General features: G+C 62.0%; 23 protein-coding genes. 13 read left to right on the plus strand and 10 right to left on the minus strand.

Annotated features, from left to right (window positions below; translation table 11 throughout):
* Nucleotides 1–7: 7 nt before the first annotated feature.
* Nucleotides 8–1,357 (minus strand): MFS transporter, encoded by a 1,350-nt coding sequence (locus ACSBQT_RS02300; RefSeq protein WP_410709521.1) that lies wholly within the window; start codon nt 1,355–1,357, stop codon nt 8–10.
* Nucleotides 1,358–1,412: 55 nt separating this feature from the next.
* Nucleotides 1,413–2,597 carry an amidase gene (locus ACSBQT_RS02305; RefSeq protein WP_435000784.1) on the minus strand — a complete coding sequence of 395 codons (1,185 nt, stop codon included), beginning with the start codon at nt 2,595–2,597 and terminating at the stop codon, nt 1,413–1,415.
* A gap of 649 nt (nt 2,598–3,246) precedes the next feature.
* Here ACSBQT_RS02305 and ACSBQT_RS02310 point away from each other — a divergent pair.
* Nucleotides 3,247–3,747, plus strand: coding sequence for an NADPH-dependent FMN reductase (locus ACSBQT_RS02310; protein ID WP_410709523.1), 501 nt, complete (start codon nt 3,247–3,249; stop codon nt 3,745–3,747).
* An 89-nt stretch (nt 3,748–3,836) separates the two neighbouring features.
* Here ACSBQT_RS02310 and ACSBQT_RS02315 read toward each other — a convergent pair whose 3' ends face one another.
* The 5 genes from ACSBQT_RS02315 to ACSBQT_RS02335 form a co-directional block, all read right to left on the minus strand.
* A complete protein-coding gene (locus tag ACSBQT_RS02315; protein ID WP_410709524.1) occupies nt 3,837–4,208 on the minus strand; it encodes a HepT-like ribonuclease domain-containing protein in 372 nt (123 codons plus the stop codon).
* Complete coding sequence (locus ACSBQT_RS02320) at nt 4,208–4,681, minus strand: nucleotidyltransferase domain-containing protein (RefSeq protein WP_410709525.1); 474 nt, start codon at nt 4,679–4,681, stop codon at nt 4,208–4,210. The genes ACSBQT_RS02315 and ACSBQT_RS02320 overlap by 1 nt, the downstream gene beginning before the upstream one ends.
* A gap of 229 nt (nt 4,682–4,910) precedes the next feature.
* A complete protein-coding gene (locus tag ACSBQT_RS02325) occupies nt 4,911–5,240 on the minus strand; it encodes a putative quinol monooxygenase (RefSeq protein ID WP_410709526.1) in 330 nt (109 codons plus the stop codon).
* Between the two features lie 82 nt (nt 5,241–5,322).
* The gene (locus ACSBQT_RS02330) at nt 5,323–6,108 is read right to left on the minus strand and encodes an SDR family oxidoreductase (RefSeq protein WP_410709527.1); all 786 of its coding nucleotides are present in this window, start codon (nt 6,106–6,108) and stop codon (nt 5,323–5,325) included.
* A 101-nt stretch (nt 6,109–6,209) separates the two neighbouring features.
* Nucleotides 6,210–7,037, minus strand: a complete 828-nt coding sequence (locus tag ACSBQT_RS02335; protein WP_410709528.1) for an IclR family transcriptional regulator — start codon at nt 7,035–7,037, stop codon at nt 6,210–6,212.
* A 112-nt stretch (nt 7,038–7,149) separates the two neighbouring features.
* On the opposite strand from ACSBQT_RS02335, the gene ACSBQT_RS02340 reads away from it, so the two are divergent.
* From ACSBQT_RS02340 to ACSBQT_RS02375, 8 genes are all read left to right on the plus strand, one after another.
* On the plus strand, nt 7,150–7,725 hold the full coding sequence (locus ACSBQT_RS02340) for a hypothetical protein (protein ID WP_410709529.1): 576 nt from the start codon (nt 7,150–7,152) through the stop codon (nt 7,723–7,725).
* Nucleotides 7,725–9,347 carry a GMC family oxidoreductase gene (locus ACSBQT_RS02345; protein ID WP_410709530.1) on the plus strand — a complete coding sequence of 541 codons (1,623 nt, stop codon included), beginning with the start codon at nt 7,725–7,727 and terminating at the stop codon, nt 9,345–9,347. Before ACSBQT_RS02340 ends, ACSBQT_RS02345 begins: the two co-directional genes overlap by 1 nt.
* 127 nt (nt 9,348–9,474) lie before the next feature.
* On the plus strand, nt 9,475–10,035 hold the full coding sequence (locus ACSBQT_RS02350) for a dihydrofolate reductase family protein (RefSeq protein WP_410709531.1): 561 nt from the start codon (nt 9,475–9,477) through the stop codon (nt 10,033–10,035).
* 177 nt (nt 10,036–10,212) lie between these two features.
* Nucleotides 10,213–10,971: an HpcH/HpaI aldolase family protein gene (locus ACSBQT_RS02355; RefSeq protein ID WP_410709532.1), complete on the plus strand. Its 759-nt coding sequence runs from the start codon at nt 10,213–10,215 to the stop codon at nt 10,969–10,971.
* Nucleotides 10,972–11,311: 340 nt separating this feature from the next.
* A complete protein-coding gene (locus ACSBQT_RS02360) occupies nt 11,312–12,160 on the plus strand; it encodes an ABC transporter permease (protein WP_181271054.1) in 849 nt (282 codons plus the stop codon).
* Nucleotides 12,161–12,171: 11 nt separating this feature from the next.
* Nucleotides 12,172–13,200, plus strand: a complete 1,029-nt coding sequence (locus ACSBQT_RS02365; protein ID WP_410709533.1) for an ABC transporter substrate-binding protein — start codon at nt 12,172–12,174, stop codon at nt 13,198–13,200.
* A 13-nt stretch (nt 13,201–13,213) separates the two neighbouring features.
* Nucleotides 13,214–13,993, plus strand: coding sequence for an ABC transporter ATP-binding protein (locus ACSBQT_RS02370; RefSeq protein ID WP_139467842.1), 780 nt, complete (start codon nt 13,214–13,216; stop codon nt 13,991–13,993).
* A 119-nt stretch (nt 13,994–14,112) separates the two neighbouring features.
* On the plus strand, nt 14,113–15,762 hold the full coding sequence (locus tag ACSBQT_RS02375) for a M24 family metallopeptidase (RefSeq protein ID WP_410709534.1): 1,650 nt from the start codon (nt 14,113–14,115) through the stop codon (nt 15,760–15,762).
* Between the two features lie 222 nt (nt 15,763–15,984).
* Here ACSBQT_RS02375 and ACSBQT_RS02380 read toward each other — a convergent pair whose 3' ends face one another.
* The 3 genes from ACSBQT_RS02380 to ACSBQT_RS02390 form a co-directional block, all read right to left on the minus strand.
* The gene (locus ACSBQT_RS02380; protein ID WP_410709535.1) at nt 15,985–18,144 is read right to left on the minus strand and encodes an aldehyde dehydrogenase family protein; all 2,160 of its coding nucleotides are present in this window, start codon (nt 18,142–18,144) and stop codon (nt 15,985–15,987) included.
* A gap of 109 nt (nt 18,145–18,253) precedes the next feature.
* Nucleotides 18,254–19,201, minus strand: coding sequence for a 5-dehydro-4-deoxyglucarate dehydratase (kdgD, locus tag ACSBQT_RS02385; protein ID WP_410709536.1), 948 nt, complete (start codon nt 19,199–19,201; stop codon nt 18,254–18,256).
* 100 nt (nt 19,202–19,301) lie between these two features.
* Nucleotides 19,302–20,186: a LysR family transcriptional regulator gene (locus ACSBQT_RS02390; protein ID WP_410709537.1), complete on the minus strand. Its 885-nt coding sequence runs from the start codon at nt 20,184–20,186 to the stop codon at nt 19,302–19,304.
* A 115-nt stretch (nt 20,187–20,301) separates the two neighbouring features.
* Between ACSBQT_RS02390 and ACSBQT_RS02395 the strand changes: the two genes are divergently transcribed.
* The 4 genes from ACSBQT_RS02395 to ACSBQT_RS02410 all read left to right on the plus strand — a co-directional run bounded on the left by ACSBQT_RS02395 (nt 20,302) and on the right by ACSBQT_RS02410 (nt 23,213).
* On the plus strand, nt 20,302–20,439 hold the full coding sequence (locus ACSBQT_RS02395; protein WP_410709538.1) for a hypothetical protein: 138 nt from the start codon (nt 20,302–20,304) through the stop codon (nt 20,437–20,439).
* 145 nt (nt 20,440–20,584) lie between these two features.
* A complete protein-coding gene (locus ACSBQT_RS02400; RefSeq protein ID WP_410709539.1) occupies nt 20,585–21,388 on the plus strand; it encodes an FAD-dependent oxidoreductase in 804 nt (267 codons plus the stop codon).
* Nucleotides 21,385–22,032 carry an FAD-dependent oxidoreductase gene (locus ACSBQT_RS02405; RefSeq protein ID WP_410709540.1) on the plus strand — a complete coding sequence of 216 codons (648 nt, stop codon included), beginning with the start codon at nt 21,385–21,387 and terminating at the stop codon, nt 22,030–22,032. Before ACSBQT_RS02400 ends, ACSBQT_RS02405 begins: the two co-directional genes overlap by 4 nt.
* 77 nt (nt 22,033–22,109) lie before the next feature.
* Nucleotides 22,110–23,213 carry a DNA alkylation repair protein gene (locus ACSBQT_RS02410; protein WP_410709541.1) on the plus strand — a complete coding sequence of 368 codons (1,104 nt, stop codon included), beginning with the start codon at nt 22,110–22,112 and terminating at the stop codon, nt 23,211–23,213.
* Nucleotides 23,214–23,230: the final 17 nt, after the last annotated feature.

Here is a 23,230-nt window from a genome sequence, read left to right on the forward strand (position 1 = left end):
GGCGAGATCAGGAGATCTCTTCGAGGCTGCGTCCGCGGGTTTCGATGGGTATCGCAACGACGACGGCGATCATGCACACGGCCATAGCGCAGACGAAGCCGATGGGGCCGAAGATCCCGAATGCCACGAACAGTCCCGACATGACGAACGGCACGACGATCGACGCGCCGCGAGCGAAGGTGTATGAGATGCCGGTTCCGCGCAGACGGAAGCGGGTCGGATAGAGCTCGGGCATGTAGGAGTAGAGGACAAACGTCACCAGGGTGTAGATCGCAGTAACGAGCAGGATGCCGATGATGACGATCATGAGGATCGACTGCGCGGCCGCATAGGCCAGGCCGAGCGGTATGACGATGATCGAGAACACGACGATTGCCGTGCGGCGGTTGAGCTTATTGATGAGCAGCAGGCAGACGAGGCCTCCACCAGGTGCGCCGAGTGCCATCGCCGTCGTATAAGCCAGGGAGTGGGAGACGTCGATGCCCTGTTCGACGAAGAACGTCGGCATCCAGGAGATGAAGCCGTAGACGAACATGTTGACTCCGACGGCAAGGACGGTTCCGAGTATGGCTAGCTGCCAGAAAGGGCGCTTGGACGTCGATGATTCGTCGGAACGGCTATCGGCATCGGTGTTGCTTATTGATGCGGACGGATTGTTAGCCAAGGTCGTTGCCGACTTTGCTTCGAACCGTTCGACAATCGACTGGGCCTCGCTCAGCCGTCCTCTGACTACTAGCCAGCGAGGAGATTCCGGGCATCTCCGCCGTGCCAGCCACACGATGACCGCCAGGACAGCCCCGATGACGAACATCCATCGCCATCCGAAATTCGAGATCACCAATGCGCCGATGGCGGAGGCGAAGAGCAGACCCGAGTTCACGAGGATGCCGAGCGCTGCAGTCCACCGCCCGCGATTGCGCGGAGGAATGAACTCGCCGAGGATGGCAGCGGCGAGGACGAGTTCGGCACCGAGGCCGATGCCCATGACGAATCGGGTTCCGACGAGGAATTCGAAATTCGGAGCCAGCGCAGCGGCGAACCCAGCGACGGCGAAGATGGCCAAATTGATCTGATAGCTCATCCGGCGACCGAACTTGTCACCGACAAAGCCAGCCGTTGCTGCTCCCAGCAACATGCCGAAGAACGTCATCGACATGAAGACTGCGATTTCGTGGACGCCAGCGAAGCCGGTCGAGACCAGCGCCGCCGAGACACCGGCTGCGACGTAAATGTCGTAGGCATCGATCATGGCGCCGGCGCCGATGTAGGCGAAGAGCTTCCTGTGCTCGGTGTTGGGGGTGAGCGCATCCATGCGCGCCCCGATTTCTATCTGTTCTGCAGTGGTGTCAACGGACATCCTTGTCGCGCCTTTCATCGGATTCATTCCGAAATAGTGGTGATTCTCTGGACAGTCATTTCTGTGGTTGCCTGCAGGCCTCCGCGATCGTCGCTGCGACTGAGAGCAGAGTCCGGTCATCGTAGGGACGTCCGATGATCTGAAGAGCAGGCGAGAGGCCTCCTCCTGCAGTTGGCAACGGGACAGTGATCGCAGGCAGTCCGAGATAGTTGATGGTGCGTGTGTACCTGCTGGCTCGCATGTAGTCGCTGCGAGCACGGGAACCTGTCGCGTTGGACGTCGACATCTGTGGCGCGAGGATCGGACTCGTCGGTGTGAGGAGGAACCGCGAACCTCCCATAGCCGTGGCGAGAAACTCTGAGGTCAGGGCCGAACGGCAGGCGAGAGCATCTGCGTAGCCGATCGCGGGAATCGCAGTTCCACGGATCACGCGTGAGAGGACCTGGTCGCCGAGGAGGTCCCAGTTCCATCCGAGGATGCTGCCGACGTTTCGTGCGGCCTCGACACTGACAACTGTGACGGACCTTCTATTGAGCTCGGCATCGTCGATGTCGACTCCATTTCCGTCCAGACGTCCGAATCCACTGGTATTGCTCAGTCCGATCTCCTCGACGACGTCGAGTGCACTAGCGAATGCGGAGGTGACCTCGTCGTCGCAGTCTCTGTCGACGGCAGACCGGGACAGGTGTGCGAAGCCGGAGAATTCTGAGGCATTGCAGGCTTCGAGCCGGCTGCGAGCTTCGATATAGACGACCGAGGGGTCGGAGACGACAACCTCGAAGGCCTGCTGCACAATCGTGGTGTCGGAGGCCAGCAACCCGATAGTGTCAAGAGTCTCGGAAAGCGGGATGAGACCGGAATGAGAGAAGAGGCCATTGGTGGGTTTGTATCCGACGAGGCCGCAATAGGAAGCTGGAAGCCGTACGGATCCTCCGGTGTCCGTACCCAGAGAGAGATCGCAGGCGCCGGTGGCGACGGAGATTGCCGAGCCACTCGATGAACCCCCGGACAGGTAGGAAGCGCTGAGAGGATTGACGCCGTCTCCGAACCATTGGTTGTGGCCGGTGGGACTCAGCGCGAATTCCGCCATATGGTTGGCCCCGATGATCGCTCCTCCTGCCGTTTCGAGTGAGCGGAGCATGGGGGAGGTGGTCTCTGCCCGCGTGTCCGACAAGGCCGGGCTGCCAGCAGTGATCGGATAGTTGCGGATGCCGATATTGTCTTTGTGGGTGATTCTCAACCCGGACAGTTCATCTGTCAGTACAGGTGCGCCAGTGACCGTGGACTCTGTGTATGTGCGGAAGATTCCGGTTCTCGGGGACTCGTCGACGGTGTTGTTCCAATGAACATCTGAGGAATCGACTGAAGCGCCTGGTGGATTGAGCCAGTGAGGCGGTGACGGTGGTGTGAACGAGCGGTCTATTTCGGTGGCACTCGCGGCAACGAGGGATTCTGCACGGTCATAGCCGACAGAGCCGAGGAGGTTATCGACGGCTCCGCTGATGCGCGCCGCCGGGTGCGCATAGTGGTTCTCAGAGGTGGTGCTCATTTCAGCCCGTTCTCATTGCGATGTGCGGTGCAGCGCGGCTCTGCGCGCACCGGCCATGGAGCGACTCGAGGCGATCGAGTGGAAACTCCTGATGGCAAAATCGAGCTTAAACCTATGAGGTTTATACGTCAATAGGAATCTTCTGGAGCAAAAGTCGGCTCTGAGGCTATTTAATATCTGATCAATTGAGCTTCGATGTGGCTATGTGACGGTGAAACGCGTCTGTGACTCCCTGTGACTGTGGAGAAATAGGACTCTGGTCTGCATGGTTAGGGTGACTGTCATGGAAGGCGGCGAGTGTCCGTCCTTCATCGGCTCAACCGTTGGGAGAGGACCCCTTATGACCACACGCATCGCCGTCGTCGTCGGCAACCCGAGCCCCAATTCGCGCACCCGCCAAGTCGCCGAAGACCTCGCCGCCAAGATCGCCGAGGTCACCGGGTCCGAGATCGACGAAACCATCGAACTCGCCGAGGTGACCGACGAGATCTTCGAGTGGAAGTCCGACCGCCTCAACACACTCACCGAACGTCTGGCCACCGCCGATTTCGCCGTCATCGCCACCCCGACCTACAAGGCCAGCTACACCGGGCTGCTCAAAGCCTTCCTCGACCGGTACGACGCGAATGGTCTGCACGGGCTGACCGCGATCCCGGTCTTCACCATCGGATCCCCGGCGCACACGCTCGCGGTGGAGACGACACTGCGACCGCTGCTCGTCGAACTCGGAGCCAGCGTGCCCACGAAGGGACTCGCATTCCCGACCGCGAAGTTCGACGATCGCGCGAGCGTGCTCGACGAATGGGTCGAGTCTCAGAAGGCATACCTGCCGCAGAGGTGAGCCTCTGGCTCGGTGAACCTGCAGCAGCTTGGTGCAGGGACCAAGCTATTGCAGGTTCACCAAGCTGGAGAGCTGGCCGGTGCCGAGAGTCAGTCGGTCTGTTCAGAGGGCGTCTGCAGTGACGATTGCGCCGCTCTGAACGAGGGCTGAAGCGCCTGTTTCCACTCGCCGAGGTCGACGGACAGTGTCAGCCAGGTGACGGAGCGATTGATTGCGTCGTATTGATGGACGATGAAATTGCGATTGGCGGTGGCCAGAGCCCAATCTATTCCCGCTGGCGAACGCGCTTCCATGCGCGACAGCCGATTTGCGGCTTCGCCGAGCTTCATCATCAGGGAATCTCCGGCTTCCTGAAGCAACTGGTCTTCGAGATAAGCGTCTTTCCCTCGGGCGACGATTTCATCGACACGTTCGAGCCACGCTTCGATGTGAAGCAGTTCCTTAGCAATTCTGCAATCCATCACAGCGACACCGCTTCTCGACGGATGTCATCGTCTACCCCCGGCTTCAGTCCGCCATAGTCGATCAAGTCGATCTCTCTGCCGAGAACCTTCTCGATAAGTTGTTTGAAGCGGATGAAGGCAAAGGACGAAGTGCCTTCGGGAGCGTCGACGATCAAGTCGATATCGGAGTCCATTCGAGCTTCGCGGCGCGCAGCGGAACCGAATACAGCCAAATTCTCATAGCCGTGATCTGAGGCTAGTTTCGTGAGAATCGGAACAGCGGCTTCCAGGAGGATCTCCGGATGAACCAGATCAAGAGCGGGGGCGAATTTGAGCTGCTGACTCACGGCAGGCTGCGAGATTCCAAGATCTTTCGCGATCTCTCGCTGACTCATGCCAGTGGCGAGCATGGCTCGGAGCGCGAGTGCACGGCGCAGTCGCGCAATGTCTTCACAGCGTTGCGCGTGGCGGTACTCGTCGACGAAGCTCATAAGACAATCTTATCAACCGGTGTGCGGCACGGGAATAGGCTCAATAAGCCTCTGGCTCGGTGAACCTGCAGCAGCTTGGTGCAGGGACCAAGCTGGTGCAGGTTCACCGAGCTGGTGGTGAGTGCGGCACCGAAAACGCAGCGCGGGTCCGCTGAACGCATCAGCGGACCCGCGCGACATCCTCGGCGAATGAGGGCGCCCCGGTAGGGGGCGGGCGCCTCGGTGGGGATCAGTCGATCTGCAGCTCGCCCATCGCGTCCCAACCATCACCGTCGATCTGACGGGAGATGATCTTCGGGGTCGCTGCCAGTGCGGAGTGCATCGGCCCGCCCGCGGCGGTCGCGGCCTGGAAATGGTCGGACTTCACATGCGCTTCGGCGGCATCGTCGTCGAAGACTTCGACGAGGACGTACTCGTTCGGGTTGTCGAGGCTGCGCGACCATTCGAACCATTTGTTGCCCGGTTCGGCACGGGTCGCCTCAGTGAACTCGCGGGTCAGTTCGGGCCACTGTTCGGCCATTTCGGGTTTGACGGGGAACTTTACGACGATGAAGATCATGTCTTCCTCCTTCTCTCTGTGGTTGTTCTCTCGGGTGGAGATGTGGGTGTGGCGGTGTCGGTTTCTGCTCTCAGCGACAACGTTACGAGAACTGCATTCCGCCGTCGACGAGCATGGTCTGTCCGGTGATGTAATCGGAGTCCTCGCTGGCGAGGAACGACACGAGGTTCGCGACGTCCTCGGGCACGGACACCCGGCCCATGAGGATGTCACCAGCATATTTCTTGATCGCCTCACCTTTCGCCAACCCCTCCTCGGCGGCGAGTTTCTCATCGATGAGATCCCACATCGCGGTGCCGACGATGCCGGGCCCGTAGGCGTTGACGGTGATGCCGTGCTTGGCCCACTCCATCGCCGCGCCCTGGGTCAGTCCGCGCACCGCCCATTTCGTCGCCGAATACGGTGACAGCAGCGCGAAGGGACGGAACGCGACGATCGAGGCGGCGCCGATGATCTTGCCGCCGTTGCCCTGCTCGATCATCTGCTTCGCCGCAGCCTGATACGACAGGAAGACGCCGGTGAGATTGACGTCGACGATCTTCTCGAAGTCGGCCTTCGAATAGTCGATGAGCGGCTCGACCTGAGCGATTCCGGCGTTCGCGACGAAGACGTCGAGTTTTCCTCCCGCATCGACGGCAACCTCGACGAGGCGGCTCAGTGAATCCTCGTCCGTGACGTTTACCTCGGCACCGGTGGCCCTCCCACCTGCACTTTCGATCGTTGTGACGGTCTCCGCCACCCCATCCTGCATGCTCGGCAGGTCCGCGACGATGACATGATGGCCATCGGCACCGAGCCGCTGGGCGATGCCCTGACCGATTCCCTGTGCCGACCCCGTCACCACTGCGACGCTGTTGCTCGTGCCCATTTCTCCTCCTTGAGTTCTCAACTGTGAGCGAACACGATCATTCTCAGCAGAGTCGGCAGCCGGAGGACACGGCTCTTCTCATGTGGCGATAAAGCTGGGGTTTAAGCATGTTCGACGACGGGGACGGTGACGGAACCGCCGCGCAGATAGCTCGACGCCAAGCCAGCATGCTCACGCAGGGTCGACTCGAGCTGCTTCGCCCGGCCCGTCATCTTCGATGAAGGCGTGCTGATCGCCATCGCCCCGACCTGCATTCCCGTGCCATTGTGCACCGGCACGGCCGCGCAGGTCTGACGGGGCAGGAACTCCTCGTGCTCCCATGCGATTCCGCGGGTGGCCACCTCGGCAAGGTGGGGGTCGAGGGCCTCCCGGCTGATCATCGTCTGCGGGGTGAGCACCTGCATTCCGCGCGCCTCGAGATAATCGGTGCGCTGCGGTTCGGGCATTCCGGCCAGGAGGATCTTGCCGAAAGCGGTGGCGTGCGCGGCCTCGTGGAAACCGAAGCGCAGAGGCCGCAGTCGCGGGTGCTTCTCGCAGTCGGAGCAGTAGGTGAGGATGATGTCCGAACCGCGGTAGATCGCAAAGTAGGCGGCGGTGCCCAGCGACCTGTGGAGCTGATCGGTGATCTGCCGGATCGGATGCGGAGCGACGAGGCGCTGCTGGAACGACAGCCCGAGTTCGAAGCATTTGGGACCGAGCTCGAAGCGTTTGGTGTCCTTGAGGTAGACGAGATACCCGGAATCGGCGAGCTCGTTGAGGAGCCGATAGACGGTGGGCAGAGGGATCTCGAGGCGGGTGGCCACTGTCTTTGCGGCGGCACAGCCCGAGGCGGCGACGGCCTCCAGGACGGAGAAGGTTCGTTGGATCACGGCACTGTTGGACACGCGGTCTCCTGACTGTGCGATCGCCTCGGCGGTCGACTTTTTCATGTGGTGAGAATGAGGATAGTCCATGGTGTCGCGGGTCACATAGATTGCTCATGTCAGGACAGTGGCGGGCGTGCGTCGATGCCGCCTGCCGAGTGGAGCAAAGGAGCATCCGATGGCATTCCCTGCAAAATACCCATCGCTGAATGCGATGGAGATGACGGACGAGGCGAAGCAGACCCTCATCCGCGTGCTGCGCGTGGCGTTTCCGCACGCAGACTTCCCCGACGGACCGTATGTGCGCACCGCGGAGAAGATCCTCATCGCCGCCGACGAAGAGACGTGGTTCCGGGTCGCCCTCATCCAGGGCCTTCTGTCGTTGGATCAGCTCTCCGATGGGAACTTCTGCGGACTCGATGATGATTCCGCCCTCAAGGTGCTGCGCCGAGTCGAGTCCACCGAGTTCTTCGGCTTCGTCCGCCGCACCGCCGTGCTCAACCTCTATGACGATGTCGAGGTGTGGGAAACGCTCGGCTACGAGGGACCGTCGTTCGACAAAGGCGGCTACATCAACCGCGGGTTCGACGACCTCGACTGGCTGCCCGAACCGCGCATCGTCTATCCCGAGGACGAACCGATTCCGGAGCTCGGTGACGGTGTTATGGGTGCCCGCAGCGGCGGTTTTGCCGGTGACGAATCGACCAATCAGCCCGCGCCGCAGAGCGTCGAGATGGGTGAGGTGAAGAAGTGATGGCTGCCGAGAATACAGGACGCGGTGCCAGCGCCGAGGCTGGACGCAGTGTGACCGGATACAGCATCGACCCGGACGAGGAGGCCGTCGTCATCGTCGGCTCCGGCGCCGGCGGGGGAACCCTGGCCTACGAGCTCACCGCGAAGGGCATTCCCGTCGTCGTGCTCGAAGCCGGGCCGTATCTGCGCAACGAGGACTACGTCAACAACGAATGGGAAGCGTTCAACCAGATGGCCTGGCTCGATCCCAGGACGACGACGGGATCGTGGCGGATTGCCCGCGACTTCCCGAATCTGCCGGCCTGGATCGTCAAGGCCGTGGGCGGAACGACGACCCACTGGTCGGGTGCGACCCCGCGTTTCAAGAACCACGAATTCAAGGCCCGCAGCGTCTACGGCCGCATCGACGGCGCCAACCTCCTCGATTGGCCGATCACGCTCGAGGAGATGGCCCCGTACTACGACCGGGCCGAGAAGGCGATGGGCTCGACCCATGTCCACGGCCGGAAGCCGCTGCCGGCGAACAACAACTACAAGGTCTTCGCGGGAGGGGCGAAGGAGGTCGGCTACAAGTTCTATGCCACTGGTCCGTACGCCACGAACGCCGAAGAGTACGACGGCCGCCCCGCCTCCATCCAGGACGGCTTCAACTTCCAGGGCGATAAGAACAGATCCAAATGGTCGACCCTGGTCAGAGAGCTGCCGCGGGCGGCGGACACCGGGCTGCTCGATCTGCGGCCCGAGTCCCAGGCCGTGCAGATCACCCACGATGCGGCTGGCCGGGCGGATGCCGTGCTCTACCTCGACAAGGACGGGAACCTCCACCGTCAGGCCGCGAAGATCGTGTGCGTGGCAGGCAATTCGATCGAGACGCCGAGGCTGCTCCTCCTCTCCGGCACACCGTCCTTCCCCGACGGGTTGGCGAACTCCTCCGGACACGTGGGCCGGAACTATATGCGCCACCTGACCGGCACCGTGTGGGGACACTTCGACAAACCCGTGCGCATGTATCGCGGGGAGACGATGGCCGGAGTCATCGCCGACGAGTCGATCCATGATCCCGACCGCGGATTCTCCGGCGGCTACTACATGGAGACGATCTCGCTGGGGCCGGGATTCATGGCCTCCTTCGTCGAGCCCGGCGGATGGGGACCGGACTTCGCGGCGCTGCTCGACCGGTACCTCAACACCGCGGGAATGTGGATCGTCGGCGAGGACATGCCGCAGGAGAGTAACCGGGTGACGCTGAATACGACGGTCAAGGACACGAATGGTCTGCCCGTGCCGAACGTCCACTATGACGACCACGCCAATGACCTGGCGATGCGCGAACACGCCTACGCCGCAGGTCAGAGAGTCTACGAGGCGGTCGGAGCGCAGACTTCCCACCACACTCCGCCCTATCCGTCGACGCACAACCTCGGCACCGCACGGATGAGCGAACGTCCCGAAGACGGGGTCGTCGACAAGTGGGGCCGGACCCACGACGTGAAGAACCTCTTCATCTCCGACGGTTCGGTGTTCACCACCGGTGCCGCGGCGAACCCGACCCTGACGATCGTGGCGCTGGCGATCCGGCAGGCCGAGTACATCGCCGAGGCGCTGCGGACTCAGGAGGTGTAGGGGCGGCGGGATGCCGTCACATCGATCGGCGTCGGTTCTGTCTTCTGACGGAATCGACGCCGATCTGCTGTGAGAGAGCCTTGTCGCAATAGGATGAAAGACAGACGCAACTAGGAGGAGACTGCCTGTGGCACGTACCGTCTACTACACCGCGACCACGCTCGACGGGTTCATCGCGGACCCGAATGATTCGCTCGAATGGCTGCTGCGCCAGACCGAAGAGCCACCGGATGACGGGTTCATCGACGGCGTCGGAGCGATCGTCATGGGGGCCACGACGTACGAATGGGTGCTGCGCAACCTCGATGGCCCGTGGCCCTACGAGGTTCCCGCCTGGGTGATGACCCATCGCAAACTCTCCCTGCCCGAGGCCGGGAAGGACGGAAAGGCCCCCGACATCCGGTTCGCGAAGGGCTCGGTCGCCGACCATTACTTCGAAATGTGCACCGCCACGGGCGATCACGACCTGTGGGTGATGGGCGGCGGCGACCTCGCCGGGCAGTTCGCCGACGAGGGACTCCTCGACGAGATCATCACCTGGACCGCACCGGTGGTTCTCGGCAAGGGACGTTCACTGTTGCCGCGCCGCCTCGACCTCGAACTCATCGAGGTCGGGTCCAGCGCCCCGTTCGTCATCGTCCGCCACCGAGTCATCGGCCCCCTCCTCGAAGACAGCCCCGCCGAATGATTCCCCTCGCCGAGGTGGGACGACGTTCCGTGCGGGAGGATCCCTAGTACGGATGGTCGGGGCCGCCTCGGCGAAGGAATCGATGAATCGTTCGTAAGGGTGGGCCGCCTCGGCGAGGTTCATCCGGATATCGGGCACCTCTGGTGGCCGGGCGGGGTTCCGTGATTCGATGCAGTCATGACTGCTGCGATTGAGAATCATCGGGCCCGCCTGCGCGCGGGCGAGATCTACAACGGACTGTGGATGATGTCGACGAGTCCGGAGCTGGCGAAGATCGGGGCGGCGGCCGGGTTCGACTATGTCTGCCTCGATCTGCAGCACGGGCTGGTGCGGCCGACCGACGTGCTGCGGCTGACCGATGCGGTGCGTGCCAGCGGGGACGCGCTCGTGACGGCGCGGGTCGCGGCGAACCGATTCACGGAGATCGGGGCGCTCGCCGACGCCGGAGTCGAGGCGATCATCGTCCCGCTCGTTTCCTCGGTCGACGAGGCGCAGGCCTCCGTGGCTGCGCTCGACTATCCCTCGCGGGGCGGGGATCGTTCGTGGGGGCCGACGTACGAGATCATGCACGACGCCGTGCAGGAGACTCGGGATGAGAGGCCTCTGCTGTTCGTCATGATCGAGAACGAGGAGGGCCTGGCCGCGGTCGAGGACATCTGCGCCGTGCCGGGAATCGACGGAGTCTATGTCGGTCCGGCCGACCTCGCGTTCGCCGTCGGCGCACTGCCCGGCCAGCCGAACGAGGCCCACGCCGAGGCGCTCGTGCGGATCCGCACGGCCGCCGACGCTGCCGGAGTGGTCCCGGGAATCCACTGCGGAAACGGCGAGGAGGCGAAGCTGCGCAAGGAACAGGGCTTCCGTTTCATCACCTCATGTGGTGATTTGGGTGCGGCGGGCCGAGCCTTCCGCGAGGATCTGGGCGCAGCCCGCTCCTAATTGCTACCCGACGGCGGCCCAGCAACCTCTCGCGAGGTAGCTGGGCCGACGTCAGGTAGTTCGAGTCGGTGGGTGGGTCAGCGTTGCGCGCGAAGTTGCCATGGTGCGCCAGGATGTTCTTGGGAAGTCCGAGTATCCTGGCGTTTCTCAATTCAACTCTTGAGTTTTTCCTGCCTGGACAAACTCATTGATGCAATTCCTTCAGGGTATCGAAACATGCGAAAACAATCTTGGACAGGCATCGTTGAGTCGCGAATACTGGAACGCATCACAGTTGTTCCACGTCACAAATGCAATGTCACACCTGCTCATGGACCAGAACCCAATGGAGGGATCGCCAATGACAACAGCACCACGCATCGATACCGATGCAGTTCGACCTGTGGAGCCCGGCCCTGCGCCGGCAGCTCCGCCGACTGCATCTAGGCTCAAACCTGAGTCATTCACAGCGGGAATCAAAGCTGTTGTCGGGCTCGTCGGATTGTTCGCGATCTGGGAGCTAGCAGTCTTCATCTTCGACTTCCCGAAGTATCTGCTTGTCGGTCCGATTTCGGCGTTCGAAGAATTGTTCACGAACCCGGGATACTTCGCGGTCAACGCTCTCACTACCCTGCAGGAAGGCCTCGCAGGCTTTGCGCTCGGCACAGCATTGGGCGTTCTGTGTGGAGCACTCCTCTATTACGCTTCCTTCCTTCGTCCCTTCCTCTATCCGGCGCTCATCGCCATCGACACGATTCCGAAGGTCGCTCTGGCGCCGCTGTTCATCGTCTGGTTCGGCTTCGGCTTCGAGTCGAAGGCTTTCGTGGCAATGGCCATCGCATTCTTCCCGCTCGTCATCAACACATTCGACGGGCTCAACTCTGTGCCGCACGAGTTGCAGGACCTTGCACGCATCAACCGTGCCTCGAAGCTGAAGAAGATGATGAAGATCGATTTCATCTATGCGCTTCCTTCGATCTTCACGGGAGCTAAGATCTCGATCTCGCTGGCTGTCGGCGGTGCCGTGGTCGGTGAGTTCATCGCCGGGTCCAAGGGACTCGGATACGTCATTCTTCTCGCGAACTCTCAGGTCGACCTCCCCTCGATGTTCGCAGCATTCATCGTGCTTGCGGCGATCGCATTGCTTCTCTTCTTCATCATCGACCTCATCTCGAAGAAGCTGCTGCCGTGGAAGAACTACACGAAGTGAGAGGCGGAACCATGCACATCTTGAAGAAACTGCTAGTTGCGCCGCTCCTGCTGTCTGTGGTCACTCTGACAGGATGCACGCCAAAGGACGGACTCGATGACTTCAACCTCATGGTCGACGTCGCCTATCTGCCGAAGCACGCACCGTTCTTCGCAGCTGAGGCCGAGGGGTTCTTTGAAGAGGAAGGATTCGACGTCTCGCTGATGCCGGGTTCCGGCTCAACGAACACCGTGACTTCCGTCGAAACCGGGAGAGTCGATGCCGGATGGGCCGATTTCGGCGCGACCATCCTCAGCCAGGGCAAAGGAGCTCACGTTAAGCAGGTGAATCTGCTTCAGGCCCGATCAGCGTACGCGACTATCGCACTCGAGAGTTCGGGTATCAAAACCTGGGAGGACATGAAGGGCAAGACGGTGGCGACTGAGGGTGCCGGTGCCATGACGGCTATGTGGCCGCTCGCGCTCGAACGCAGTGGCCTCAAACAGGATGACGTCAACGTCGTCCACGCCACCGGCGAATCGAAGATTCCAGGTCTGCTGGCCGACCGCTGGGATGCGAACCTCGCGCTCTACGTCTCCGACGAGCCGGCGCTGATGGCGCTCGGTGAGAAGGCGAACATCCTCAAATGGTCTGACGTCGGCATCGACCTCTACGGCAATGGCATCGTGGTCTCGGATGAGGCCCTGAAGAATGATCCCGAGCGTGTTGAGCGCTTCAACCGCGCGATGCAGAAGGGCTTTCTCTGGGCCTGCGACCACCCGGATCAGACTGCAGAGGACTTCACGAAGGAAGTTCAAGGGTACGAACCGGAGACCGTGACCTATGCGCTCAAGTCGCAATGCGAGTTGAACTGGGCCACCGGAAAGTCAGACGACCAGTTCGGTGTGATGACCGACGATGGAGTTGGGCAGATGCTGAGCGTGGCCACTGACTTCCTCGGTCTCGAGAATTCGACCGCCCTCACCGTCGATGACATCTATACGAACGACTACATCGACCCGATTCGCCATGACGAAGACGTTGCGGCACCCACAAAGTGAATGGAGTACGACCATGACCACTGACTATGCGATCTCAGTTAACAACGTCGGCAAGACCTACACCTCGCGAGACGGGCAGGAGAACGTCGTCCTCAAGGGACTGGACTTCCATGTCAACCCGGGGGAGTTCGTCTCGATCGTCGGCCAGTCCGGCAGCGGAAAGACCACTCTGCTCAACACGATCTCGGGTCTGCAGGAAGCCTCTGAAGGCGAAATCCTCATCCGCGGACGTGAGATCAGCGCCGCTCTCAAGGACATCGGAATGGTGTTCCAGAGCCCGGTCCTCCTGCCCTGGCGGAATAATCTCGACAACGTCCTCCTGCCCTTGGAATTTCGTGACGCCGTCACATCGGAATCCAAGGACCACGCCATGGAGCTGCTGCACATGGTCGGACTTGGAGAGAAAGCGACCCGGTACTCCTACGAGCTCAGCGGTGGGATGCAGCAGCGCGTCGCCATCTGCCGCGCGTTGGTTTCACGTCCGGAAATTCTCCTCATGGATGAGCCATTCGGCGCACTCGACGCGATGACGCGTGATTCGATGAACTTCGAAATCCAGAGGATCTGGCGCCGCACGGGCTGCAGTGTCCTCTTCGTCACCCACAGCATCTCTGAAGCTGTATGGCTGGCAGATCGAGTCGTCGTTGTCGGTGATCGTCCGGGACGGATCGTCGCTGACGTCAAGGTGGACATCGAACGTCCCCGCGCGAAAGAGCACAAATTCTCAGAGAACTTCGCCAGCTACGTGGCGGAGATCGAATCCCACATCGGCGTCACCGCCGGAATCAGCTGAGCGGTCCGCCCGTCCGGCCCGACGAACACATGCCAGGGATGGCCGGCAGGGATCCTTCGGCCCAAGGCACACCGCACGAGGCGAACACGTCTCAAGGAAGATATGGAGTTGGAAACGCAATGATCAAACTGACAACCGACAAGACGCGTCTGGCAGATTCGTTCGGACTAGATGCCCAGAAGAGCCTTCTGTTCTCTGCGATTCGCCTTGATTCGAGCCCTCTGGTTGCACCGATCATCGCCGACACGACTGACGGTGAAGTGCTGCTTGTTCGCCAGCAGGAGCAGGGAAACGCCCTGTCCGCCGGGGTGCCGAAGGAGCGGATGAGATTCTATGCGCCGTGGGTGACGATCGATCCCCGAATTGTTGCCGATACACCAGCCTCAGCATCACTCTCGACATTGGTTGAGGAGCTCGCAGAAGGGGATCAGGTCGGTCTCGACTCCGGTGTTGTCATGAAGCACTACTCGACGTTGTCGAAGAGCCTCGATGTCGTCGCCGACAAGCAGCCGACGACTCCGGTGGTCGCCTATGAGATCGACACCGCAGCGGTTCTTGAGCGCTTCTCTCGCTGGCGTGAGCTCGGAGCGGAGACTGCGACGCGGCTCATCGACGACGTCGAACATCTTGACGGACTGGACAAGGAGATCCAGTCGCAGACCGACACACGCTATTCGGCGCTGCAGTCGATGGCGAAGGACCGCGGTCTCGACGCCGTCATCATCGCCGCTCCGCCGAACTTCAGCGAGGTCGTCGGAACTCAGCAGAGCGAAGATCAACTGGCGGTTTGGTCAACGCTGGACGAGAAACTCTACGTTCTCGCCCCGGAGACCGCGCACGGTGTGTCCGGCACTCCGATCGGCCGCTTCGCCGGACTTGGTGCGGCAGCTGTGGCACTGGCTCATGGCAATCAGATCGGCGTTGAGGAGGAGTGGATCGCAACCGGTCTGGCACTCGAACTCGAAGCCGAAGGCGCCGTCCTCAATGAGTTGTCGACCGCTCTCGGTCACTGGCGCGATATTCGTGACCACGAAGACCTCGGGTTCCAGATCGTTGCTGCCAGGTGTAGCGTCTTCGCCATCGAAGAGGCTCTGAAATGGGCGGAGGAATCGTTGGCGGCGGGGCTTGAGTTCACCGAGCTCGACATCTACGCGCGCTATGTGGACAAGATCGTCGAATTTCGCACGGACAACGTGATTTCTTTTGCGATCGAACCGTACTTCACCAACTTGCACTCCTCGAACAGAATGCTGTTTCCCGGACCTCCCGTCGATTTCCCGATCAACGATGACACGAAGTGCATCCAACTCGACGCCGGTGTGCGGATCACCTTTGACGGGATCACTGTGGCGACCTCCGATATGGCACGGTCGCTTCCGCGTACCGATAGTGCCAAAGAGGCCTATGAGTTCTTCTTCGACGTGGTCCGTGAGGGAATCATCGGCCAGTTGCGTCCCGGAGTCGTGTGCGAGGATGTCCATCAGGGGACATTGGACTACTTGGCGCCCCACCTCGACAGGATGATCGAGATCGGCATGCTCGGTGCAGACGTGGATTTCAACACGGAATACCGGAAGCGCAATGTCGGGCACCTCATGGGCAAGCAGGAGTCATTCGCCAACGAGCTGCGTCCCGGCTACAAGCACGTCTTGGAGGTCGGTTCCTTCGGCGCCGCGGAGATCCCGTGGCGGTACGGCAATGTGGCGATCGGCACTGAGGACCTCTGGTTCATCGGGTCGGACCGTACCTATATTCTCTCCAAGCGCTGAGGCGGGACCTCTCCACTTCGATGTGTCTCACGCAGGACGCTCAACTCCTTACAGGTTGAACGGGGCGGACACTCCCACAAGGGAGTGTCCGCCCCGTTGCGTAGATTGAAACCAGCAGAAGAGTGAGATGCAGTTACCTTATGGTCAGCAGGGAATTGAAAGCGGTCCGGTCGTTGAATCGACCGGACCGCTCTGCGTTTGTGCTGTCAGCTTGGCAGCTGATCAGCTGGGGCGGAGTTCACCTGGACTCTTGAGCTTGACCACGGCTTCGATCTCAACCGGTGAGTTCGCAGGGAGACGCGGGACTCCCAGAGCAGTGCGTGCATGACGGCCTGCGTCTCCCAGAGCATCGACAAGGAGTTTGGAGGCCCCTTCAGCGACGACGGGGTGCTTACTGAAGTCTGTCGGACTGGCCACATAGACGTTGAGCTTGGCGATGCCCTCGACATTGTCGAGGCCGAGGTTCGTCTCCAGCTGGGCAATGAGATTCACCGCGCACAGCTGAGCTGCCGCAATTCCGTCCTCTATGCTCAGATCCTCACCGACGACTCCCTGGACCGGTACTTCTCCGCCTTGTTTGGCAATCTGCCCGGACACGAAGGCCAACTGGCCGGCGACGGTCACCGTCTCGTAGCTGTAGCTGGCGGGATTGGCTTCGGGAAGGTCGAATCCGAGTTCATTGAGACGGTGGCGCACGCCGTCTGCGAAGGATTTCGCCGAGACAGCTGCGTCGGTAGCGGCCGAGGCATCGCCACGCTGTGCTGCAGAGTATCGACCATCGAGCACTCGGGCCACCGCCCAAGGATTGGCGTCCTGGAGGACCGGATGAAGAATGGCCTGCGGGACGTTCTGGTAGGCGACCGGGCGGAGGAACCTGTCGATCGCAGTTGCACCCACCGAGGTGGTCTGCGGAGCTGACGTCGCTGGAAACGGTCCACCATGGATCATCGCATGGCCGACATCGACTCCTGTCGGCCAACCGTTGACGATGATCCGTCCGACGGTGAGTTCCAGCGCGCGCACAAGCGCGTCGGCCACCTCGGTGTCCTGTTCACCCATCTGCAGTGTCGCAGTCAGCTGTCCTTCGAGCTCTGCTACGACATGCTCCAGCTCATCAGTCGAGTGATAGCGCACGACGAGGGCAGCGGACCCGAAGATCTCATTCTGCAGTTCCTTGTTCGACGCGAAGTCCTGGATCGAGGTCGTGAACACGCGGGGCCCGGGCGCGTTGAGCGTCTCCCCATCCGCCCCCTGAGCCAGAGATGAGACGCCCGGCTGTGCTGAAAGCTGGTCGACTCCACTCTGCCAGGCTGCGGCTATGGAGGGAGTGAGCATCGTTTGACCCTTCGCCGCGTTGAATTCCTCAGCAATGCGAGCCGTCAGAGCATCTCCACGGTCGCCGTTGGGAACGAAGAGAATTCCAGGGGAAGTGCACAACTGACCGGAGGAACCGGTCACTGCTCCGAAAAAGCCTTGGGCCACCTCGGCGACGTCATCGACAATGGCGCCTGGCAGGACGAACACGGGATTGATTGAACTCATCTCGGCATAGACAGGGATCGGTGTGGGTCGAGCCGCGGTGGCGGCCGACAATGCCAGTCCGGCAGCCCTGGAACCGGTGAATCCTACGGCCGTGATTCGCCGGTCCGTGGCTAGCTGCTGCCCGACCTCGGAGCCAGCCCCATAGACGAGTGAAAAGACGCTCGGGTGAAGCCCGCTGTCGCGAACGGCACGAGTGACGGCGGCGCCGACCAGTTCGTTGGTCCCGGGGTGGGCATTATGGGCCTTGACGATGACCGGGCATCCGGCAGCAAGTGCGGAAGCGGTGTCACCGCCTGCGGTTGAGAAAGCAAGGGGAAAGTTGCTCGCGCCGAAGACAGCGACGGGGCCCAGAGGAACCTTGCGCTGACGAATATCGGGGCGCGGCAGCGGTGCGCGGTCCGGGAGCGCGGGATCAATGCGCACGCCGTGGGCGTCACCGAGCCGAACGACCGATGCGAACAGGCGCAGCTGGTTGGAGGTTCTGGTGATCTCGCCATTCAGGCGCCCCGCAGGAAGTCCGGTCTCCAGAACGGCCCGGTCGACGATGCGCCGCGCGTCAGACTCGATATTGGCTGCGATTCTCTCGAGAAAGGTTGCGCGGATCTCCGGCGAAGTGCCGCGGTACGAAGGGAACGCATCGTGGGCCTCGGCGATGGCTGCGGATACCTGCTCCTCGGTGAGCAGCGTGTATTCGGGATCTAAGGTCTCACCTGTCGCCGGATTGATTGCACGGCTGGTCTCCCCCTGTCCTGGCGTCTTCGTGCCGGCCACAATTGATGTGCCGGAAAGTGATATGTCGACGTCCGAGTCGGTCGTCGCGGTAGTGAACTGCGTCGTCATAAGTGACCTCTATTCCTGATAGCGATGTCGGCGCCGACCGGCTCAAGCCGATCGGCGCCGATCTGTGGGTGTGGCTGTCTCAGCCGCGGATTCGTGGCGGACTGAACGTTCAGGCGACCGCGGACGCGGTGCGGTCGAGCCGGATGCCGGCAGCGGACATAACTTGTTCGAGATCCTGCAGGTCTGCCTCGGTGAGGTTCTGCAACGGTGGCCGGACCGGCCCGCAGTCGCGGCCGATGACTTTGAGGCCGCCCTTGACGATGGAGACGCCGTAGCCGGCCACTCGTTCGCGGATCTTCGAGTAGGGCAGGACGAAGGAGTTGAGCTTCTCTGTCACGTCGGCGCGGTCCTGTTTGCGCACCGCATCGTAGAAGTCGAGGGCGAATTCGGGTGCGAAGTTGAACATGGCGGATGAGTAGGTGCTCATTCCGAGCTGCATCAATGGCAGCGCATAGACTTCGGCGGTCGGAAGTCCGCCGAGGTAGAAGAGGCGGTCGCCGGTGCGGGCGTAGACCTTCGTCAGCTGCTCGATGTCGCCGAGGGCGTCCTTGAAGCCGATGAAATTCTCATGGGTGTCGGCGAGGCGGTCAACGGTCTCGGGCGAGTAGATCGCATTTGCCCGGTTGTAGACGATGACGCCGATCTTGGTTGCTTTGCAGATGGCGGATACGTGCTCGAAGAGGCCGTCTTGGCTGCATTCAGTGAGGTAGGGAGGAAGGGCCAGAAGGCCCTCTGCTCCGGCTTCCTCGGCGTCGATCGCATTCTGCACGGCGTGTGCAGTGGCACCCCCTGCCGAAGCAAGGACCGGCACTTCAGTACGTGAGTTTGAAACTGCCAAGCCCACGACCTGTTTCGCTTCCGGGGGAGTGAGGCTGAATCCCTCGCCGGTTCCGCCAGCGGCGAAGAGTCCTGTGACGTCGAAGCTCGACTGCCAGGCGATGTGGTCGGAATAGGCGTCGGCGTCGAGGGACAGGTCTGCGTTGAATGCTGTCGCGGGGAAGGAGAGGAGTCCGTCCTTGAGGTGGTCGGCGAGTTCTTGAGGTTGGTAATTGGCCACGGAATGACGTCCTTGTTAGTCGGGATAGTGATCCCACTGTAAGAACGAGGAGTAATTCCTGTCCAAGATTATTTATATATGCATTGATGCCCAGAAGGTATTATCTTAATTCTCTGCGAATCAATGCGAGGACTTCCTTGAGTGCCGGGTTGCGGGACTCCGGATTCCAGATCGCATGAAGTTCGACGACATCGCGTGGAGCGTCGTGGAGCGGCACATATGTGACACCGTCGACGCCGAGGCGAGCAGCTGATTCCGAGACGACGGCGATGCCGCGACCAGCAGCGACGAGATTGACGATGGTCAGGATCTGGCTCAGCGAATGAGCCACCTCATTGGCTTCGACATCGATGTAGCGAACGGTGAGATCGTAGAAGTATCGAGCCCTCGTGGCATCGTGCATGAGCAGTCGCTGACCGGAGATCTCCTTTGTGTCCACAGAGTCACGTGCGGCGAACGCATGGTCCGAAGGGACTGCCAGTACGAGCTGCTCAGACAGGACCAGGGTCGCGTCGATGGTTTCGGGAATGCGGCCCACTCGCCCCAGGCCGATGTCGATCTTGCCCTCAGACAAGGCCTTGATCTGTTCTGCCGTAACCATCTCGGCGATCTCGACGCTTATGCCCGGCAGCTGTTCTGCCAGGGTCGAGACCAGACTGCCGAGGACGCCGAACGTCGAGACCGCAGTGCACCCGATGGTGATCTGACCCCAGGAGCCCTCGGCGATCTTCTGTGCTCGCCGCGGGGCACGCTCGACGGAGGCGAGCAGACCGTATGCCTCAGCGAGGAAGGCCTCACCTGCCGGCGTAAGTGTGACGGTGCGATTGTTGCGTTCGAAGAGGTGGACACCGATCGATTTCTCCAGCTTCTGGATCTGCCGGCTCAACGGTGGCTGGGTCATATTCAGCTCTTCAGCGGCGCGTCCGAAGTGAAGGTTTTCGGCCACCGCGATGAAGCCGGTGATCTGTGCCAAGGTGAACTGCATCGCTCGCTCGTTTTCTTTCGTGGGCCACGGCCTGTGCTGTTCAGCAGTGTATCGGGCGTGCGGCACCTCGCTTTCAGTTGTCGGCAACTCCCTCCGCGCTACCCGACGACTGCGAGTGCGCCGGCGGGCGTTCACGACCGCCGGTGACGTCATCGAGTCCTCCGATGACCGGTACCTGCCGTGGAAGGCGAGCTTCACCATGAACTCCACCCGCGGAAACCCGAGCTCCATGTCCCTCATCTCCGGCGACTAAAAACCCAACTACTACCCGAAGGCGGCCCAGCAACCTCGCGCCAGGTATCCGGGCCGCCGTTGGGTAGCAATTAGGGGAGGTCAACCCCGGCGACAGTTGTCCGCTCGGGAGTAAAGTGACAGACACCGACTCGAGAGGACAGTGCATGACCACAGAGACAGTGACGCAGCAGGGCACCTCGACCGAGACCACTCCCTCCTCGACCCCCACCGGATCCGACCGCACGGAGCACGTGGACCTCCTCGTCATCGGCTGGGGCAAGGGCGGCAAGACCCTGGCCGGCACCATGGCTCGGGCCGGCAAGAAGGTGGCCGTCGTCGAGCAGTCGGAGATGATGATCGGCGGCTCCTGCATCAACATCGCCTGCATCCCCACGAAGATCCTCGTCCACGACGCCGAGAACAAACGCGCCGATGACGACACCGACGAATACTTCGCCAAGGCGGTCAAACGCCGCGACACACTGACCGGGTCAATGCGGAAGAAGAACCACTCGATGCTCGCCGACCTCGACTCGGTGCTTCTGGTGGGCGGCCGCGCCGAGTTCACCGGCGAACGCGAAGTCCGCGTCACCGGCGGCGCCGACACCATGACGATCACCGCCGACATCGTCGTCGTCAACACCGGATCCGTCGCCAACATCCCACCCATCGACGGCGCTCAACTCGGCGGCCGCATCCACGATTCCGAGTCCCTGCAGCACGTCGATCCGTTCCCGAATCGCCTCGTCATCGTCGGCGGCGGATACATCGGACTCGAATTCGGATCGATGTTCGCCCACTTCGGCTCGCAGGTCACCGTCCTCGACCGCGGAACCCGCCCGCTGGCCAACGAGGACGATGACGTCGCCGAGGTGGTCGCCCAGGCCCTCGCCGACGACGGAGTCACCATCGTCAACGACGCCTCCGTCACCGCGGTCAACGACGGCGCGCTGACGTCGCGACCGTGACCTATGAGGTGGGCGGAGAGACCAAGACCATCGACGCCGAGGCGGTCCTCCTGGCCGTCGGACGCAAGCCCGCCACCGCGGAGCTCGGATCGGAAAAGGCCGGTATCGACACCGACGGCCGCGGGTTCATCGTCACCGACGAGTACCTGCGCAGCTCCGCCGAAGGCGTGTACGCCTTCGGCGATGTCAACGGTGGACCGATGTTCACCTACATCTCGCTGGACGATAACCGGATCCTCGCCGATCAGCTCCTCGGCGAGGGCAAACGGTCGACGAAGGACCGCGGGGCCGTGCCGTACACGATGTTCCTCACCCCGCCCGTCGCCCGCGTCGGCCTGACCGAAAAGGCCGCTCGCGACGAAGGGTATGAGATCAAGGTCGGCGCCAAGCTGCAGGCCGATATCGCCGCGGCACCGCGGGCAAAGATCGAAGGCGACCCGCGCGGAATCGTGAAGTTCGTCGTCGACGCGAAGACGGACCTCATCCTCGGCGCGGCCCTCGTCCACGTGCACTCACAGGAGGTCATCAACACCGTGGCGCTCGCGATGCGCCACGACGTGACTGCGACCGAACTGCGCGACACGATCTACACCCACCCCTCGGCCACCGAGGCGCTCAACGAGGTCCTCGGCGCGCTCAAGTGAGGCGACCGAACGCATGGTCGGACGAGAACACACCCGCGCTCACCAAAAAGGTGACCGGGTAGAGGAGGGGAATCTCGGTGGCTGACTTCAAAGACCAGATCTCACCCGAGCTCATCGAGCGTCTCGGCTGCGAACTCTCACGTGCGGCGGCGTCGTGCGACCAAGCAGTGTTCGACCGGGCCGCATTCGTCCGCACCGCCACAGAGGGCCTGGACGGGCGTGAGCTGATGCGCCGCATCGACTGGATCGCGCAGGTGCTCACGGACACGATGCCGCCTGAGCCTGAAGACGCTGACCAGGTGATTCGTGCGGCTTTGGCAGACGGAGGTCTTCAGGGGTGGGCGTCGATGCCGGTCAACGCGTACGTCGCCCAGGCCATGCTCGACCGGCCCGATATCGGGCTGCCGCTGCTGGCGGCGTTGACCTCACGCTACACAGCGGAGTTCGCGATCCGCCCGTTCATCGACGCGCAGTACGAGACCGCGATGGAGCACCTGAGGGCATGGACGGGATCCCCTGACGAGCATGTGCGCAGGCTCGTCTCCGAGGGAAGCCGTCCGAGACTGCCGTGGGGCCGACGCCTGACCGCGTTCATCGTCGATCCCTCGCCCACCCTTGAACTGCTCGATGCTCTTGTCGATGATCCATCGCTGTATGTGCGCCGGTCGGTTGCGAACCATCTCAACGACATCGCGAAGGACCACCCCGATCTGGTCCTCGACACGGCCAAGCGATGGGCCGCGCCGACCGGCCAGGGCGACTTCGTTGTGCGCCATGGCCTGCGCACCCTCATCAAGCGCGGACACCCGGAGGCGCTGGCGATCCTCGGGTTCGACCCTGATGCCCCGATCGAGATCACCGATCTCACCTGTTCGCCGTCGGCCATAGCGATCGGTGACACGGTGAGGATCGAGTTCACTCTGCAGGCCGCCGCCGCGACCCGAGCGTCGATCGACTACATCGTCCACTACCAGGGAGCGCGAGGAGTGAAAGCGGGCAAGGTGTTCAAGCTGAGCGTCCGCCATCTGCCGGCGGGACAGCCGGTGCGCATCTCCCGCGAGCACCGCTTCGAGCACGTCTCGGTGCGGACGATCCGTCCGGGTCCGCACCGCATCGACATCCAGGTCAACGGTCGGGTCCTCGACACAGCGGTGGTCGACATCGCGGAGGGCAAAGCGTAGGAGACATCGGTGGAAGA

Origin of the sequence: Brevibacterium sp. H602 (genome assembly GCF_051172395.1) — a bacterium.
Taxonomy (GTDB): Bacteria; Actinomycetota; Actinomycetes; order Actinomycetales; family Brevibacteriaceae; genus Brevibacterium.

Bases quoted from the DNA above. Each gene is read 5' to 3' on its own strand.
- ACSBQT_RS02300 (WP_410709521.1), bottom strand. From the start codon at position 1,357: ATGTCCGTTGACACCACTGCAGAACAGATAGAAATCGGGGCGCGCATG.
- ACSBQT_RS02310 (WP_410709523.1), top strand. From the start codon at position 3,247: ATGACCACACGCATCGCCGTCGTCGTCGGCAACCCGAGCCCCAATTCG.
- ACSBQT_RS02315 (WP_410709524.1), bottom strand. From the start codon at position 4,208: ATGGATTGCAGAATTGCTAAGGAACTGCTTCACATCGAAGCGTGGCTC.
- ACSBQT_RS02320 (WP_410709525.1), bottom strand. From the start codon at position 4,681: ATGAGCTTCGTCGACGAGTACCGCCACGCGCAACGCTGTGAAGACATT.
- ACSBQT_RS02325 (WP_410709526.1), bottom strand. From the start codon at position 5,240: ATGATCTTCATCGTCGTAAAGTTCCCCGTCAAACCCGAAATGGCCGAA.
- ACSBQT_RS02330 (WP_410709527.1), bottom strand. From the start codon at position 6,108: ATGGGCACGAGCAACAGCGTCGCAGTGGTGACGGGGTCGGCACAGGGA.
- ACSBQT_RS02335 (WP_410709528.1), bottom strand. From the start codon at position 7,037: ATGAAAAAGTCGACCGCCGAGGCGATCGCACAGTCAGGAGACCGCGTG.
- ACSBQT_RS02340 (WP_410709529.1), top strand. From the start codon at position 7,150: ATGGCATTCCCTGCAAAATACCCATCGCTGAATGCGATGGAGATGACG.
- ACSBQT_RS02345 (WP_410709530.1), top strand. From the start codon at position 7,725: ATGGCTGCCGAGAATACAGGACGCGGTGCCAGCGCCGAGGCTGGACGC.
- ACSBQT_RS02355 (WP_410709532.1), top strand. From the start codon at position 10,213: ATGACTGCTGCGATTGAGAATCATCGGGCCCGCCTGCGCGCGGGCGAG.
- ACSBQT_RS02360 (WP_181271054.1), top strand. From the start codon at position 11,312: ATGACAACAGCACCACGCATCGATACCGATGCAGTTCGACCTGTGGAG.
- ACSBQT_RS02365 (WP_410709533.1), top strand. From the start codon at position 12,172: ATGCACATCTTGAAGAAACTGCTAGTTGCGCCGCTCCTGCTGTCTGTG.
- ACSBQT_RS02370 (WP_139467842.1), top strand. From the start codon at position 13,214: ATGACCACTGACTATGCGATCTCAGTTAACAACGTCGGCAAGACCTAC.
- ACSBQT_RS02375 (WP_410709534.1), top strand. From the start codon at position 14,113: ATGATCAAACTGACAACCGACAAGACGCGTCTGGCAGATTCGTTCGGA.
- ACSBQT_RS02380 (WP_410709535.1), bottom strand. From the start codon at position 18,144: ATGACGACGCAGTTCACTACCGCGACGACCGACTCGGACGTCGACATA.
- ACSBQT_RS02390 (WP_410709537.1), bottom strand. From the start codon at position 20,186: ATGCAGTTCACCTTGGCACAGATCACCGGCTTCATCGCGGTGGCCGAA.
- ACSBQT_RS02400 (WP_410709539.1), top strand. From the start codon at position 20,585: ATGACCACAGAGACAGTGACGCAGCAGGGCACCTCGACCGAGACCACT.